Here is a 14737-nt window from a genome sequence, read left to right on the forward strand (position 1 = left end):
GTGGAGTGTCTGCTAAAGCAGAAAGGCGCCCCTGGGGCGCCTTTCGTATGCATCGTGCGATGTACGGAGAGGCTTACTCCTCGGATTCGCCGTCCTTGCCGACCCGCACCGCCAGTACGTCGCACTGGGCGCCATGCAGGACGCCGGTGGAGGTGGAGCCCAGCAGCAGCGCGAAGCCGTGGCGACCGTGGGAGCCGACCACGATCAGGTCGACGTTCTGCTCCTCGGCGAAGCGGTGGATCTCGGTGTCGGGCATGCCCACCACCACGTGCTGGTTCTCCTTGGCCACGTGGGCATCGGCGATCTCGGACAGGCGCTGCTTGGCGTGCTCATCGAGCTGATCCTGAATGCTGGTGAGATCCATGGGAATGTCGCCGCCGTAGGCGAAGCCGAGAGGCTCGAGGGTATGCATGATGGAGAGCCTGGCCTCGTTGCGGTCGGCGATCTGCATCGCCCGCTCCAGCACCTTGTGGGAATCCTTGGTCAGGTCGACGGCGACCAGGACGTGACGATACTCGTTGCTCATGGCATTGCCTCCGGCGGATGGTCCAGGGTAGGTGGCTGCCTCCCACTCTAGGACGCACGGTGAGACAAGACAACGACTTGCATCAAGAGAGGAGCGGAAAACGCTTATGGTCTGGTTGATCATTGCCGCCGTCGTCGGGCTGGTGTTCGCGCCGGCGATGTGGCTTCGCCCGAGCCCCCGGGAGCAGCGCGCCACGACGCTGCGCGAGGCGGCCAGACAGGCCGGGATCCAGGTGCGTCTCGACCCGTCGCCGCTTCACCAGGACGACCGGCGGCGTCCCGCCTATCGCTGGGTCTATCCGCCCCGTCGGCGAGGCCCCGACTTCCTGCTGCTGCGCGACGCCGAGGCCAGCGATGCCCTGAAGCCCTTCATCGAGGGCTGGCGCTGGCGCAAGGAACCGCTGCATGCGTTGCCGGCCGCCGTGCGGGGCCGTTTCGAGGCGCTGCTGGCACGCCTTCCCGCGGACGCGGTAGCGGTGGAGTCGAGCGCCGAGGCGCTGATCCTGTGGTGGGATGAATCGCTGGGGACGGAGGCCTTCGCGGCCATGGCCGCCGACATGGACGAGCTGCGCGATGGCCTCGCGGGGCGGCCGGACCGCCCCGAACGGCAGCCCGATCTTGGGCCACCGCGCGGCTAGCGCGGTGCCTGGGCATCGTCCGTCCAGGGCGGAGGCGGGGCCTGGACGAGGAGCGGCGTCAGCCTTCTTCCCGGGCCTGGATAGCCAGCCCGTTGGCCTCGATGCGGCCCAGCAGGTCGCCCAGCTGTTCGACCTCCTCGTCGGACAGGCCCGCCAGCATCTCTTCCCGGATCTCGCTGACCACGTTGTCGATGCGCTCGAGCAGCGGCATCGCCTCGTCGGTGAGCATGATGCGCTTGGTGCGCCGGTCCTTGTCGCAGGGGCAGCGTTTGACCAGCCCCTGCTCGGCGAGCTGGTCGAGGGTGCGGACCAGCGACGGCGCCTCGACCCCGATGGTCCGCGCCAGGTCGCATTGGGGCTGGTCATCGCCCATCTGCCACAGATGGTAGAGCGTGACCCAGCGTGTCTGGGTCAGCCCCTCGGGGGCCAGACGACGATCGATGACCGCGCGCCACAGGCGCGGCAGTCGAGCAAGGGTGAAACCGATGTTCTGTTGCATGAGTGTCTGCACAAACGATGAATCTGATGGGATTGTCCGGAGCTCCGGAGTGTAATGCAAGCCGTTAGCACTCTACGGTGCTTCCGCCGGCCGGGCGATGAGGCGCCGCAGGTCGAGCCCCGGCAGCCCGACCGGCAGGCGGATACGACCATCGGCTAAGGTCGCCTGTTCCGGCGTGTCGCTGACCCGGAAACGCAGCACGCCGATCCGCTGGCCGCTGGCGGTCATCACGTCCACTCGCCAGCGGCCCGATGCTTCCTTCGGGAAGTGACGCTTGTGCGTCCAGGCCCGGTAGCCTGCCTCGCGGCCGCCCTGAATCTGCAGCGGGATGCGATCGATCAGCCGGCCGTCATGGCGCCATTCGTGCACGACCTTCTCCTCCAGGCCCCGCGGGGCGTGAATCGCCGTGTAGGCGTAGAGCCCGTGAGCGGCCAGCGCCTGCGGGGTGAGCCGCAGGCCGCCCTCTGGCGTGCGGGTCTGTTCGTCGAAGCCGGGCGACAGCGCATGGCCCGAGAGCCACAGGCTGGCCGGCGGCACCCAGGCGCGTCCCAGCCAGCCGAGGCCGGCCAGCAGCGGCAGCAGCACCAGCATGGCCAGCCAGCGGGCGGTGTTCATCGGCCGCAGCAGCTGCATCAGGCTCGGCAGGCTGAAGACCATCATGGCGATCAGCGCGATGATCAGGCTCTCGCCGGTGGTCAGGTGCAGCACCGTCGGCAGCGTCACCAGCACCACCAGGAACACGCACTGGGCGTGGAAGGCGAAGTAGAGCCAGCGGTGGCGGGCGGCCAGGCGGTAGTAGAGCGGGTCGAGGATCGACAGCAGCGCGAGCCCCACCATCAGCGCCGTGAACAGCGCCTGGCCGCTGGTCCAGACGGTCGTCGCCAGCAGGAACGGCAGGGTGAAGAACAGTGTCTCCTGGTGGACCATCTGGGCGATGAAGGTGGTGATGCCGCGCGGCAGGGCGGGATAGCCCCGGTGGGTCAGCCAGCGGGCGATCAGACTCTCCGTGAGCAGCAGCACCCAGGCCACCAGCATGCCGAGCGCCAGGGCGGCCCCCAGCCACTGCTGGCGCTCCACCAGGAAGAAGCTCGCCGCGCCGGCCGCGAAAGCCACCGGCGGCCACAGCCAGTGCCAGCGGCGGGCGCGTTCCGCCACGCGGGTGAAGCGGTGGTGCCAGCCCTCGAGGCGGGAGGCACGGGAATCGGGGGGCGGTGGCAGGCGGTCGGCAGTCATGGGCGCATCCTAGCAGGGTGCCGCCGGTGGCGGGAGTCGCCGGGAAGCGACGCCGATCGCCTCGAACAGGGCTTGACGCTCCTCGTGGACTGGCCCAAGCTGATGGAATCAAACGGCCGTATGAATTTCTGCACGGAGATTCGTGGATGATCTACCAAGGCAATGCCATCACCGTGGCGCGCGACGATGACGCCGTCGCCACCCTGACCCTCGACCACCGCGACGAGTCGGTCAACACCCTGTCGTCGACGGTGGTCGGCGAGCTCGCCGAGGCGGTGGAGGCGCTCCGCGCCGAATCCGGCCTCGAAGGGCTGATCGTGACCAGCGCCAAGGAGGCCTTCGTCGTTGGCGCCGACATCACCGAGTTCCATGGCATGTTCGAGCGCGGGGAAGACGAGATCCGTACCATGCTCGAGCGGGTGCACAGCATCTTCAATGCCATCGAGGATCTGCCGTTTCCCACCGTCACCGCCCTCAACGGCCTGGCGCTGGGTGGCGGCTGCGAGCTGGCCTTGACCACCGACTTTCGGGTGATGAGCGATTCGGCCCAGCTCGGCCTGCCGGAAACCAAGCTGGGCATCCTGCCGGGCTGGGGCGGCTGCGTGCGACTGCCGCGACTGATCGGTGCCGACAACGCCATCGAGTGGATCGCCGGCGGGACCCAGAACAAGGCCGACGAGGCGCTTCGTATGGGTGCCGTGGATGCCGTGGTGCCCGGCGAGTCGCTGCAGGAGGCGGCCCGCGATCTGCTCGATCGCGCCCGCCGCGGCGAGCTCGACCACGAGGCCCGGCGCACCGAGAAGCGTTCGCCCCTCGGGCTCGACGCCATCGAGCAGATGATGGTCTTCGAGACCGCCAAGGGCTACGTGGCCGGCAAGGCCGGGCCGCACTACCCGGCGCCGATCGAGGCGATCAAGGTGATCCAGAAGGGCGCCGGCGAGACCCGCGAGCGCGCCCAGGCGATCGAGGCCGCGTCCTTCGCCAAACTGGCGAAGACCGACGTCTGCTACAACCTGGTGGGGCTGTTCCTCAACGACCAGGCGGTCAAGAAGGCCGGCGGTCGCTATGCCAAGCAGGCGCGCCCCGTCGAGCGGGCCGCGGTGCTGGGCGCCGGCATCATGGGCGGCGGCATCGCCTACCAGAGCGCCTCCAAGGGCACGCCGATCCTGATGAAGGACATCAAGGCCGAGGCCATCGACCTCGGCCTCAAGGAGGCCCGCAAGCTGTTCGCCAAGCAGGTCGAGCGAAAGAAACTTACCACCGAGCAGATGGCCGAGCGGCTGACTCACATTCGCCCGACGCTGTCCTACGGCGACTTCGGCGAGGTCGACCTGGTGGTCGAGGCCGTGGTGGAGAACCCCAAGGTCAAGGGCGCGGTGCTGGCCGAGGCCGAGGCGGCGCTGGGTGACGATGCCATCCTCGCCTCCAATACCTCGACCATCTCCATCACCCGGCTGGCCGAGCACCTGAAGCGCCCCGAGCAGTTCTGCGGCATGCACTTCTTCAACCCGGTGCACCGCATGCCGCTGGTGGAGGTGATCCGCGGCGAGAAGACCGGTGACGCCGCCGTGGCGGCCACCGTCGCCTACGCCCGCCAGATGGGCAAGACGCCGATCGTGGTCAACGATTGCCCGGGGTTTCTGGTCAACCGCATCCTGTTCCCCTACTTCGGCGGCTTCAGCGCCCTGGTGGCCCAGGGCGCCGACTTCCGCCGGGTCGACAAGGTGATGGAGCGCTTCGGCTGGCCGATGGGGCCGGCCTACCTGCTCGACGTGGTGGGCATGGATACCGCGCTGCACGCCGGCGAGGTGATGGCCGAAGGCTTCCCCGAGCGCATGGGCGAGATGAGTGGCGGCGTGATCCCGCTGATGGTCGAGCACGAGCGCCTCGGCCAGAAGAATGGCAAGGGCTTCTACGCCTACGAGGAAGACAGGAAGGGCAAGCCCCAGAAGGTCGAGGACGACGAGGCGCTGGCGCTGGTGCGGCAGGTGGCCGAGGGCGAGCGGGAGTTCTCCGACGAGGCGATCATCGCGCGGATGATGGTGCCGCTGTGCCTGGAGGCGGTGCGCTGCCTCGAGGACGGCATCGTCGGCAGTGCCGCCGAGGCCGACATGGCGCTGATCTACGGCATCGGCTTCCCGCCGTTCCGCGGCGGGGCGCTGCGCTACATCGATGCCATGGGGGCGGAGGCCTTCGTCGCCCAGGCGGACGAGCTCGCCGCTGAGCTGGGGCCGCTCTACGCGCCCACCGACGGGCTGCGCGAGATGGCGCGCAGCGGCCAGCGCTTTCACCGCGACGCCGACCCGGCCTGATTCACAGGGAGACAGTATCGATGAGTTTGCATCCGAGAGACATCGTGGTGGTCGACGGCGTGCGCACCGCCATGGCCCGGGCCAGGAACGGCGCCTTCCGCCACGTGCGCGCCGAGAACCTGTCCGCCGCCGTCATGCAGGCGCTGTTCGACCGCAACCCGGGGCTCGACCCGAAAGAGGTCGACGACGTCATCTGGGGCTGCGTGAACCAGACCCTGGAGCAGGCCATGAACATCGCCCGTAACGCGGCGATCATGACCGGCATCCCGCGCAGCGTGCCCGCCCAGACCGTCAACCGGCTGTGCGGCTCCTCGATGAGCGCGCTGCACATCGCCGCGGCCAACATCCGCGCCGGCATGGGCGACGTCTACGTGATCGGCGGCGTCGAGCACATGGAGCACGTGCCCATGACCCACGGCATCGACGTCAATCCGGCGGCCAGCAAGCACGCCGCCAAGGCGGCGATGATGATGGGCCTGACCGCCGAGCTGCTGGGCAAGATGCATGGCATCTCGCGCGAGGATCAGGACGCCTTCGGCGTGCGCTCCCACCGGCTGGCCAGGGAGGCCCGGGACGGTGGCGGCTTCGACCGCGAGATCGTCGGCGTCGAGGGCCATGATTCGCGCGGCTACCGGGTGCGGGTCGACCGTGACGAGGTGATCCGCGACGACGCCAGCCTCGAGGCGATGGCCGAGCTCAAGCCGGCCTTCGACCCCAAGGGCGGCACCGTCACCGCCGGCACCTCCTCGGCGCTGTCGGTGGGCGCCAGCGGCATGGCGGTGATGAGCGCCGAGCGGGCCGAGGCGCTGGGCCTCGAGCCCATCGCCCGGGTGCTCTCCACCGGGGTGGCGGGCTGCGATGCCTCGATCATGGGCTACGGTCCGGTGCCGGCCTCGAAGAAGGCGCTGAAGGTGGCGGGGCTGACCATGGACGACATCCAGACCGTGGAGCTCAACGAGGCCTTCGCCGCCCAGTCGCTGCCGGTGCTCAAGGACCTGGGCCTGCGCGACCGCATGGACGAGGCGGTCAACCTGCACGGCGGCGCCATCGCCCTGGGCCACCCGCTGGGCTGCTCCGGGGCGCGCATCTGCACCACGCTGCTCAACGTGATGCGCGAGCAGGACACCAGCCTGGGCCTGGCGACCATGTGCATCGGCATGGGGCAGGGCGTGGCCACGGTGTTCGAGCGCCTCCGCTGACGACGGCAGCGCGTCCGCGAAGTGGCTCTCCATGACGACGGCACCCCGAGGGGTGCCGTCGTCGTTGGTGTTCAGTCATCGGGGCTCAGTCGTTGCCGGTCTGCTGGAGCTGCTGCACCGAGGCGACCAGGTCATTGAAGCGCTCGCCCTGGATCTGGACGTGAGAGACGAGCTCGGTCTGGGCGCGCTGCTCGTCGCCGGCGGCGATGGCGTCCAGCACCGCCTCGTGCTCGGCCAGCGAGCGCTCCGGGCGGTGGCGCAGGTGCAGCTGCATGCGTCGGTAGGGCTGCAGCACCGCGTGCAGCCGGGTGGCCTCCTGGGCCAGGAAGGCGTTGTGGCTGGCCTCGTAGATGCGCTGATGGAAGATGCTGTTCTCGTAGTAGTAGCCGTTGGCGTCGCCGGCCTCGGCCATGCGTCGGCAGGCCTCGTGGGCCTCGCGCAGCGCCTCCAGTTCCTCGGCGCCGATGCGCCGCGCCGCCAGCCGCGCGCACATGCCCTCCAGTTCGGCCATCACCTCGAAGCGTTCCACCAGCTCGGCCACGCTGAGCTGGGTCACGAAGGTGCCGCGCTTCGGCACCACCTTCACCATGCCCGACATCGCCAGCTGCTGGATCGCCTCGCGGACCGGCGTGCGCGAGCAGTCGTACTCCCGCTCCAGGGCCTCCGGATCGAGGCGTGCCCCGGGCGGGTAGCGCCCCTTGATGATGGCGTCTTCCAGCAGGTCGCGCAGTCGCTGCGCCTGGGAAACCTTGCTCATTTGCTGTCCTCCCGCTTGACACAACTATATCTTGAACCTACCTGTTATATATAACAACTCGGCATCATGTATTCCATGTGCCGAATCAACGCCACCGCAAGACGGCCCTGGTCTCTGGAGGACGCGGCATGAAGATGAACATGGATTTCCTGGAAGGCCTGCTGTCGAGCGTCGCCCGTCGGGCCCGCCAGCGCCCGGGGCGGGAGCGCGGCGTCAGCGGAGGGCAGGGGGCGGCGACGCCCGGTCTCGACGAGCTCACCTCGGCCTGCGACGCCCTGCTGGCCGGAGGCGGCGGCGAGGCCTCGCAGATCCTGGTCGCCCGGCGGGTGCTCGACGGCTATGCCGCCCTGGAGGCCGAGGCGCGTCGTGACTTCCTGAGCCGGCTCGCCGAGCGACACGGCGCGCGACCCGAGGCGATCCATGCCGCCTATGCGGCCTATCGCGAGGGCGAGGACGAGGCCGGTCTGCGGGCGCTGATCGAGGCCTGCGAGCCGCCGCGCCAGGAGCTGCTGCGCCGGCTCAACCTGTGCCCCGGCGGCACCGTCGAGCTGGTCAAGATGCGCGCCGACCTGCTGGGGCATCTCGGCGAGGCGCCGGCGCTGGCCGGCCTCGACGAGGACTTCGCGCACCTGTTCGCGTCCTGGTTCAACCGCGGCTTCCTGGTGCTCCGGAGCATCGACTGGAACACCCCGGCGGCGGTGCTCGAGAAGCTGATCCGCTACGAGGCGGTGCACGAGATTCAGGACTGGAACGATCTGCGTCGGCGCCTCGATCCCGAGGACCGGCGCTGCTACGCCTTCTTCCACCCGGCCATCGGCGACGAGCCGCTGATCTTCGTCGAGGTGGCGCTGTGTCGCGGCATTCCCGGCAATATCCAGACGCTGCTGGCCGGCGGCGACGAGGTGGCGCCCCAGGACGCCGACACCGCGGTGTTCTACAGCATCAGCAACTGCCAGGCCGGCCTGAAGGGCATTTCCTTCGGCAACTTCCTGATCAAACAGGTGGTACAGGAGCTCCAGCGCGAGCTGCCAGAGCTCGCCAACTTCGTGACCCTGTCGCCGGTGCCGGGCTTCGCCAAGTGGCTTTCGGAGCGCCGCGAGGCCGGCGAGTGCCGGCTGTCGCCCGAGACCGCCGATGCGCTCGACGCCACCGCCTGGCGCGACGATCCGGCGGCCCGGGAGGCGCTCGAGCCCGAGCTCACGGCACTGGCCGCCCACTATCTCATCGAGGCCAAGCGGCGCCACGGCCTGCCCCGGGATCCGGTGGCGCGCTTTCACCTGGGCAACGGGGCGAGCCTGCACCGCCTGAACTGGCCCGCCGACATCTCCGCCAAGGGCTGCCGTCAGGCCCATGGCCTGATGGTCAACTACCGCTACGAGCCGGACCGCATCGAGCAGAACCACGAGGCCTACAGCCGCGAGGGCAGCGTGGTCTGCGCCGGCGACATCCAGCGCCAGGCCAGACGCGCCCAGCCGCTGCTGGCCGCGCCGGCCGATGCCTGATTCCCCCGATTTCCCCACGATCACGAGGACGACTGCCATGCACCATCACAATCTGTTCCTGCAGTTCGAGCATCACTTCCGCGCCACGCCCGACAAGACCCTGATCGACACTCCCGACGGGCGTCGCTACGCCTACGGCGAGGTGCTCGAGACCTCCCGGCGCCTGGCCGGGGTGCTGCAGTCCCTCGACGTGCAGCCCGGCGATCGGGTGGCGGTGCAGGTCGACAAGAGCCCCGAGGCGATCATGCTCTACCTGGCCTGCCTGCAGGCCGGCGCGGTCTACCTGCCCCTCAACACCGGCTATACCGGCGCCGAGATCGCGTACTTCCTGGGCGACGCCGCGCCGCAGCTCTACGTGTGCCCGCCGGCGCGGGCGTCGGACGCCAATCGCTTCTACCAGGAGGGGCTGGTGGTCCACGTGGAGAGCCTGGGCACGGCCGGCGACGGCAGCCTGATGGAACGTGCCGCCGACGCCGAGCCGATGACCGAGATCGCCTGCCTCGAGGCCGATGACCTGGCGGCGATCCTCTACACCTCCGGCACCACCGGGCGTTCCAAGGGGGCGATGCTCAGCCACGCCAACCTGGCCTCCAACAGCCGGGCGCTGGCCGAGGCCTGGCGCTTCACCGCCGACGACCACCTGCTGCATGCGCTGCCGATCTTCCATACCCACGGGCTGTTCGTGGCCTGCAACATCGTGCTGACGGTGGGCGCCTCGATGACCTTCCTGCCCAGGCTCGACGTCGAGCAGCTGCTCGACCTGATGCCCCGGGCCACGGTGCTGATGGGCGTGCCGACCTTCTACACCCGGCTGCTGCAGTCGCCGCGGCTGGACCGCGAGGCCGTGGCCAACATGCGGCTGTTCGTCTCCGGCTCGGCGCCGCTGCTGGCTGAGACGCATGATCAATTCCGAGAGCGGACCGGCCATGTCATCCTCGAACGCTACGGCATGACCGAGACCAACATGAACACCTCCAATCCCTACGACGGCGAGCGGCGCCCCGGCACGGTCGGCTTCCCGCTGCCGGGCAGCGAGGTGCGCATCACCGACCGCGACAGCGGCGCCGAGCTGCCCCGCGGCGAGACCGGGCGGGTGGAGGTGCGCGGCGACAACGTCTTCCGGGGCTACTGGCAGATGCCGGAGAAGACCCGCAGCGAATTCCGCGACGACGGCTTCTTCATCACCGGCGACCTGGGGCGGATCGATGCCGACGGCTACCTGCACATCGTCGGCCGCGACAAGGACCTGGTGATCTCCGGCGGCTACAACGTCTATCCGAAGGAGGTCGAGCAGCTGATCGACGAGCTGCCGGGCGTCGCCGAGTCCGCGGTGTTCGGCGTCGGGCATCCTGACCTCGGCGAGGGCGTCACCGCGGTGATCGTGGCCCGCGAGGGCGAGGTCGCCCCCGACGAGGCGGCCGTCCAGGCGGCGCTCGCCGACCGGTTGGCGCGCTACAAGCAGCCCAAGCGGGTGTTCACCATCGAGGCGCTGCCGCGCAACGTGATGGGCAAGGTGCAGAAGAACCAGCTGCGCGACGCCTATGCCGACCTCTACGCCGTGAAGGAGGTGGCCGCCACGGCAGGATGAGGGAATATCATGCCCGGCCCGTCGGCGGTGGCCGGGGCTTACAGCACGCCCGCCTCGAGCCCTGCCGCCATCGCCATGCCGAGCTCCTCCACCCGGGCCTCGAAGGCGTCCTGCCACTCGCCGCGCAGCGTCAGCGGGGCCTGCGCCCACTTCCAGCCGAGCCCGGTGACGATGCCTTCCACGGCGCGCCGGGTGCCGGTGCCGTCGAGGCCGGCCCGGATGTAGAGCGCGCAGGGCAGGCCGCGGGTGTCGTCCAGCACGGCGTAGTAGCTGCGGTCGAAGAAGTCCTTGAGGGCGCCGCTCATATACCCGAGGTTCTCGGGCGTGCCGAGCAGGATGGCGTCGCAGGCGCGCACGTCGTCGGGGCCGGCCTCCAGCGGCGGCCTGACGACCACCTCGATGGCCTCGATGTCGGGATGGCGGGCGCCGCGTTCGGCGGCCTCGCGCAGCCGGCGGGTGTTGGGGGAGGGCGCATGGGCCACGATCAACAGTCGCTTCATGGGAGCCTGCCGGGTTGAAGAGTGTCCGGCCCGCCATCATACAGGGGACAGCGGCGTTGACAGGCGCCAACGCCTTGCCGACGCTGAATTCGGTATTCACGACCCCATCAGGGAGGACGTCTCATGGCCTTTGCCCTTTCGAAGATTCAGGTGACCAGCTCCGCCTTCGAGAACTTTCAAGCCATGCCCGGGCGGCATGCGGCGGACGGTGACGATCTTTCGCCGCCCCTGGCCTGGGAGAACCCGCCGGAGGGCACCAAGGGCTATGCGGTGATCTGCCACGATCCGGATGCGCCGCTGGTGCAGCACGGCCAGCAGGGCTTCGTGCACTGGCTGCTCTACAACCTGCCGGGTTCCGTCACCTCATTGGAGGAGGCCACCGCCGAGGGCACTCGCGGGCACAACGACTTCCAGCGCAACGGCTATGGCGGCCCCATGCCGCCGGAAGGCCACGGCACGCATCTGTACTACTTCTGGGTGCTGGCGCTGGACAAGCCCACGGCGCTGCCGGAAGGGCTCTCCATGACCGAGCTGCTCAAGCAGCTCGAGCCGCACCTGCTGGGCATGAACCGGCTGATCGGTACGTATCAGCGAGGCTGATCACCGCCTGACAGGCAGCAAGCGTCAGTTTTCGAGCCCCGCCATCGGCGGGGCTCAGCCGTTGCTGGCCTCGTCCGTCGCCTCGCCCGCTTGGGGGGCGGCGATGGCGTCGTTTTCGGTGACGATGCGTTCGAGTTCCTCGCAGAAGGCGTCCAGCGCCTCGCGGGTGTGGCCCGGGCGGCGATGCAGCTCGATCTCGACCTGCCCCAGCGTCGGCAGGCCCTCGGCCTCGCCGACGATCCGGCAGCCCGCCGGCACGCTGCGCGGCGTCTTCACCGTCATCGCCAGGCCCGCCTGGACCGGCAGGTTGATGCCGGTGGGCGAAGTGCTGGCGTAGCGGATCTCCCAGCGCCGCTCGTCGCGGCCCAGCGCCGACAGCGCATGGGCGCGGAAGGTGCAGCCCTCCGGGTTGAGCGCCAGCGGCAGCACGTCCCACTCTTCCAGCCGGCAGTCCTCGGCGACCACCCACACCATCGGCTCCCAGCCCAGCAGCTGCCCCGACTGCGTCGGCACGTGGCGGATCGACAGCACCACGTCCAGCAGGCCCTCCTGAAACTGGCCGACCAGCGCCGCGCTCATGTCGCAGGTGATGTTGAGGCGCGTGTCCGGAAAGCGCCGGGCGTAGCGCTCCATAAGCTCGGGCAGGTAGGCGCTGGCCTGTTCCTCGGAGGTGGCGAAACGGATCAGTTCGCCGCGCTGGCGCTCGCCCAGGGCCTCACGGGCCTCGTCCTCGAGGGTCAGCATGTGCCGGGCGTAGGGCAGCAGTCGCTCGCCGTGGCGGGTCAGCAGCACGCTGCGGCTGGTGCGCTCGAACAGCGACTGTCGCATCTGGTCCTCGAGGCGCTTGATCTGCAGGCTCACCGCCGACTGGGTGCGATGCAGCACCTTGCCGGCGGCGCTGAACCCCTGGCACTCGGCCACGGTGACGAAGGCGCGGAGCAGGTCCGTATCCATAAATTAATGAGCCTTTGAAATTGGTTGTATCTCAATGATTCATTTTTATTATGGAGATGCCGTCTCTAGGCTGTCCAGCATGCACACGACAGCGGAGACAACCATGCCTGTGGAACCCTCGGTCGATACCCCCGCCACCGCCCTCGATGGCCTCATCGATCTGCAACGTTATCCCCTCGACGATCTCGACGGCGACACCGGACGTGCGCTGATCGACCGCTGCCGCCGCCAGCTGGAGGACGACGGCTGCGTGGTGCTCAAGCACTTCGTGCCCGACGAGGCCCTCGAGCGCCTGGAGCGCGAGACCGAGCGCCTGTCGCCCGAGGCGCACTACAACCAGACCGAGACCAATCCCTACAACAGCGACGCCGATCCCTCGAAGCCGGCCAGCCACCCGCTGAACCGCTTCGGCGACCGCACCAACGGCTTCGTCGCCGGCGACCGCATCGACGGTGACACCATCATTCGCCAGGTCTACCGGAACGCCGATTTCCAGCGTTTCATCGCCACCGTGGTCGGCATGGAGGAGATCCACCCGTACGCCGACCCGCTGGCCGACCTGGTGGTCAACGTGCTGCGCGAGGGCTGCCAGCATCCGTGGCACTACGACACCAACGAGTTCATCGTCACCATGATGACCCGCCAGTCCCACGGCGGCGGCCGCTTCGAGTATGCCCCGGGCATCCGCAGCCCCGAGGGCGAGAACTTCGACGAGGTCGAGGAGGTCATCGACGGCGACCGCTCGCGGCTCAAGTCGCTGGATCTTCAGCCCGGCGATCTGCAGATCTTCTTCGGCCGCTACTCCCTGCACCGGGTCACCCCGGTCGAGGGCGACAAGGAGCGCCACACGGTGATCTTCGCCTACGCCAAGGAGCCGGGCTTCATCGGTCGCCCCGAACGCGCTCGCCGCATCTTCGGCCGCATGGCACCGGTCCACGAGCGGCTGCTCGAAGAGGGCATGCAGCGCAGCGACGCCCTGGTCGACTGATCGCGCCTGCCGATCGTCATGCCCTTGGCGCCGGTCCGGCCGGCGCCATCCAGACCGACACTCAATAACGACTCTCCGAGAGACCTGACATGAGCATCGTGGATTTCGAGAAGCTGACCGACAACGAACCGGACCAGATCCCGGTGATTCCCTCGGCCCCCATGGCTAACGGCGACAGCATCCCCACCGCCTTCGACCCGAAGCAGCTGCGCGCCGGCCGCCTCGATCGCCTGCGCGCCATGATGGCCGAGCAGGGCTATGCCGCCGTGGTGCTGTTCGACCCGTACAACCAGCGCTATGCCACCGGCTCGCGCAACATGTTCGGCTACTTCCTGCGCAACTCGACTCGCTACGTCTACGTGCCGCTCGACGGCCCGGTGATCCTGTTCGAGTACCCGGGCAGCGCCCACGTCTCCACCTGGCTGGAGACCATCGACGAGTCGCGCACCTCCAAGGTGGTGTGGTCGGCGGTCAACCAGCGCGACAACCTGTCCTCCGATCCCTTCGGCGTCGAGATCGCCGAGCTGATCGAGGAGCACGGCCGTGGCAACAGGAAGATCGGCCTGGATCGCTGCGCCCTGAACCTGGCGCGCTCGCTGGAGGCCCAGGGGCTGGAGGTCTTCGACTGCATGCAGGACACCCTGCACTGCCGTCGCATCAAGACCCCCGAGGAGATCGCCTGCCTGGCCCAGTCCATGGCCGGCAGCGAGGCCGCCGTGGCCGAGGTCGAGGCCGCCATCAAGCCCGGCGTCACCGAGAACGAGCTGTTCGCCATCATGTACGGCGACGTCATTCGCCAGGGCGGCGAGTTCATCGAGACCCGGCTGCTGTCCTCCGGGCCGCGCACCAACCCCTGGTTCAACGAGGCCAGTGACCGGGTGATCCGCCCCGGCGAGCTGGTGGCGCTGGACACCGATACCATCGGCTGCCACGGCTACTACTCCGACTTCTCGCGTACCTTCCATGTGGGGCCCGGCAAGCCGAGCGCCTACCAGAAGAGCCTCTACCGCATGGCCTACGACCAGGTGCACCACAACATGGGCATCCTCAAGCCGGGCATGAGCTACCGCGAGATCGCCGAGCAGGCGTGGAAGATTCCCGAGCGCTTCCTCGACCGCCGCTATCCCTCGATCATCCACGGCGTGGGCATGCACGGCGAGACGCCGCTGGTCGCCCACCATATGGACTTCGACCGCTTCTCCAAGGACGGCATCCTGGAGCCCGGCATGGTCGTCTCGGTGGAGAGCTACATCGGCGAGGTCGGCGCCGCCGACGGCGTCAAGCTGGAGGAGGAGGTGCTGGTCACCGACACCGGCATCGAGAAGCTGTCGCGCTATCCGTTCGACGAGGCCCTGCTCGACCGGGAAGTGTGAGTACTGCCCGACTGACGGTTGGCTAGATGAGCGCCGGGGACAAGACCAAGCGAGGGTTTTTTGCCATGG

14 protein-coding genes are annotated in these 14737 nt (G+C 68.8%); 8 read left to right on the top strand and 6 right to left on the bottom strand.

Going from position 1 to position 14737, the window contains the following annotated elements; all coding sequences use genetic code 11:
- Positions 1–73: 73 nt before the first annotated feature.
- Positions 74–526 (bottom strand): universal stress protein, encoded by a 453-nt coding sequence (locus C9J49_RS00075; protein ID WP_046077832.1) that lies wholly within the window; start codon positions 524–526, stop codon positions 74–76.
- Positions 527–632: 106 nt separating this feature from the next.
- On the opposite strand from C9J49_RS00075, the gene C9J49_RS00080 reads away from it, so the two are divergent.
- The gene (locus tag C9J49_RS00080) at positions 633–1163 is read left to right on the top strand and encodes a preprotein translocase subunit YajC (RefSeq protein WP_107181006.1); all 531 of its coding nucleotides are present in this window, start codon (positions 633–635) and stop codon (positions 1161–1163) included.
- 58 nt (positions 1164–1221) lie between these two features.
- Here C9J49_RS00080 and slyA read toward each other — a convergent pair whose 3' ends face one another.
- Together slyA and C9J49_RS00090 are read right to left on the bottom strand one after the other, a co-directional pair.
- Positions 1222–1662: a transcriptional regulator SlyA gene (slyA, locus tag C9J49_RS00085; RefSeq protein WP_035595941.1), complete on the bottom strand. Its 441-nt coding sequence runs from the start codon at positions 1660–1662 to the stop codon at positions 1222–1224.
- A 72-nt stretch (positions 1663–1734) separates the two neighbouring features.
- Positions 1735–2895, bottom strand: coding sequence for a DUF5924 family protein (locus C9J49_RS00090; protein WP_046077835.1), 1161 nt, complete (start codon positions 2893–2895; stop codon positions 1735–1737).
- A 146-nt stretch (positions 2896–3041) separates the two neighbouring features.
- On the opposite strand from C9J49_RS00090, the gene fadB reads away from it, so the two are divergent.
- Entirely contained in the window at positions 3042–5207 is a 2166-nt protein-coding gene (fadB, locus tag C9J49_RS00095) for a fatty acid oxidation complex subunit alpha FadB (RefSeq protein WP_046077836.1), read from the top strand.
- 20 nt (positions 5208–5227) lie between these two features.
- Entirely contained in the window at positions 5228–6406 is a 1179-nt protein-coding gene (fadA, locus tag C9J49_RS00100) for an acetyl-CoA C-acyltransferase FadA (protein ID WP_107181007.1), read from the top strand.
- Between the two features lie 85 nt (positions 6407–6491).
- Here the strand turns inward: fadA and C9J49_RS00105 are convergent, their stop codons facing one another.
- On the bottom strand, positions 6492–7163 hold the full coding sequence (locus tag C9J49_RS00105) for a GntR family transcriptional regulator (protein WP_107181008.1): 672 nt from the start codon (positions 7161–7163) through the stop codon (positions 6492–6494).
- Between the two features lie 134 nt (positions 7164–7297).
- Between C9J49_RS00105 and C9J49_RS00110 the strand changes: the two genes are divergently transcribed.
- Complete coding sequence (locus tag C9J49_RS00110) at positions 7298–8665, top strand: malonyl-CoA decarboxylase (RefSeq protein WP_181454219.1); 1368 nt, start codon at positions 7298–7300, stop codon at positions 8663–8665.
- A gap of 37 nt (positions 8666–8702) precedes the next feature.
- Entirely contained in the window at positions 8703–10253 is a 1551-nt protein-coding gene (locus C9J49_RS00115; protein ID WP_107181010.1) for a malonyl-CoA synthase, read from the top strand.
- 38 nt (positions 10254–10291) lie between these two features.
- On the opposite strand, the gene C9J49_RS00120 is transcribed toward C9J49_RS00115, so the two are convergent.
- Entirely contained in the window at positions 10292–10753 is a 462-nt protein-coding gene (locus C9J49_RS00120; RefSeq protein WP_107181011.1) for a flavodoxin family protein, read from the bottom strand.
- Between the two features lie 123 nt (positions 10754–10876).
- Between C9J49_RS00120 and C9J49_RS00125 the strand changes: the two genes are divergently transcribed.
- Entirely contained in the window at positions 10877–11353 is a 477-nt protein-coding gene (locus tag C9J49_RS00125) for a YbhB/YbcL family Raf kinase inhibitor-like protein (protein ID WP_107181012.1), read from the top strand.
- A 54-nt stretch (positions 11354–11407) separates the two neighbouring features.
- Here C9J49_RS00125 and C9J49_RS00130 read toward each other — a convergent pair whose 3' ends face one another.
- A complete protein-coding gene (locus C9J49_RS00130) occupies positions 11408–12307 on the bottom strand; it encodes a LysR family transcriptional regulator (protein ID WP_107181013.1) in 900 nt (299 codons plus the stop codon).
- Positions 12308–12410: 103 nt separating this feature from the next.
- Between C9J49_RS00130 and C9J49_RS00135 the strand changes: the two genes are divergently transcribed.
- Both C9J49_RS00135 and C9J49_RS00140 read left to right on the top strand, forming a co-directional pair.
- On the top strand, positions 12411–13295 hold the full coding sequence (locus tag C9J49_RS00135; RefSeq protein ID WP_107181014.1) for a hypothetical protein: 885 nt from the start codon (positions 12411–12413) through the stop codon (positions 13293–13295).
- 89 nt (positions 13296–13384) lie between these two features.
- Entirely contained in the window at positions 13385–14668 is a 1284-nt protein-coding gene (locus C9J49_RS00140; RefSeq protein WP_107181015.1) for a Xaa-Pro peptidase family protein, read from the top strand.
- The last annotated feature ends 69 nt before the right edge of the window (positions 14669–14737 follow it).

The organism is Halomonas sp. SL1 (assembly GCF_003030865.2).
Classification (GTDB): Bacteria; Pseudomonadota; Gammaproteobacteria; order Pseudomonadales; family Halomonadaceae; genus Halomonas; species Halomonas halophila.

Excerpts from the sequence above, each read along its gene's own strand:
- C9J49_RS00075 (WP_046077832.1), bottom strand. The coding sequence starts at position 526 with ATGAGCAACGAGTATCGTCACGTCCTGGTCGCCGTCGACCTGACCAAG.
- C9J49_RS00080 (WP_107181006.1), top strand. The coding sequence starts at position 633 with ATGGTCTGGTTGATCATTGCCGCCGTCGTCGGGCTGGTGTTCGCGCCG.
- slyA (WP_035595941.1), bottom strand. The coding sequence starts at position 1,662 with ATGCAACAGAACATCGGTTTCACCCTTGCTCGACTGCCGCGCCTGTGG.
- C9J49_RS00090 (WP_046077835.1), bottom strand. The coding sequence starts at position 2,895 with ATGACTGCCGACCGCCTGCCACCGCCCCCCGATTCCCGTGCCTCCCGC.
- fadB (WP_046077836.1), top strand. The coding sequence starts at position 3,042 with ATGATCTACCAAGGCAATGCCATCACCGTGGCGCGCGACGATGACGCC.
- fadA (WP_107181007.1), top strand. The coding sequence starts at position 5,228 with ATGAGTTTGCATCCGAGAGACATCGTGGTGGTCGACGGCGTGCGCACC.
- C9J49_RS00105 (WP_107181008.1), bottom strand. The coding sequence starts at position 7,163 with ATGAGCAAGGTTTCCCAGGCGCAGCGACTGCGCGACCTGCTGGAAGAC.
- C9J49_RS00110 (WP_181454219.1), top strand. The coding sequence starts at position 7,298 with ATGAACATGGATTTCCTGGAAGGCCTGCTGTCGAGCGTCGCCCGTCGG.
- C9J49_RS00115 (WP_107181010.1), top strand. The coding sequence starts at position 8,703 with ATGCACCATCACAATCTGTTCCTGCAGTTCGAGCATCACTTCCGCGCC.
- C9J49_RS00120 (WP_107181011.1), bottom strand. The coding sequence starts at position 10,753 with ATGAAGCGACTGTTGATCGTGGCCCATGCGCCCTCCCCCAACACCCGC.
- C9J49_RS00125 (WP_107181012.1), top strand. The coding sequence starts at position 10,877 with ATGGCCTTTGCCCTTTCGAAGATTCAGGTGACCAGCTCCGCCTTCGAG.
- C9J49_RS00130 (WP_107181013.1), bottom strand. The coding sequence starts at position 12,307 with ATGGATACGGACCTGCTCCGCGCCTTCGTCACCGTGGCCGAGTGCCAG.
- C9J49_RS00135 (WP_107181014.1), top strand. The coding sequence starts at position 12,411 with ATGCCTGTGGAACCCTCGGTCGATACCCCCGCCACCGCCCTCGATGGC.
- C9J49_RS00140 (WP_107181015.1), top strand. The coding sequence starts at position 13,385 with ATGAGCATCGTGGATTTCGAGAAGCTGACCGACAACGAACCGGACCAG.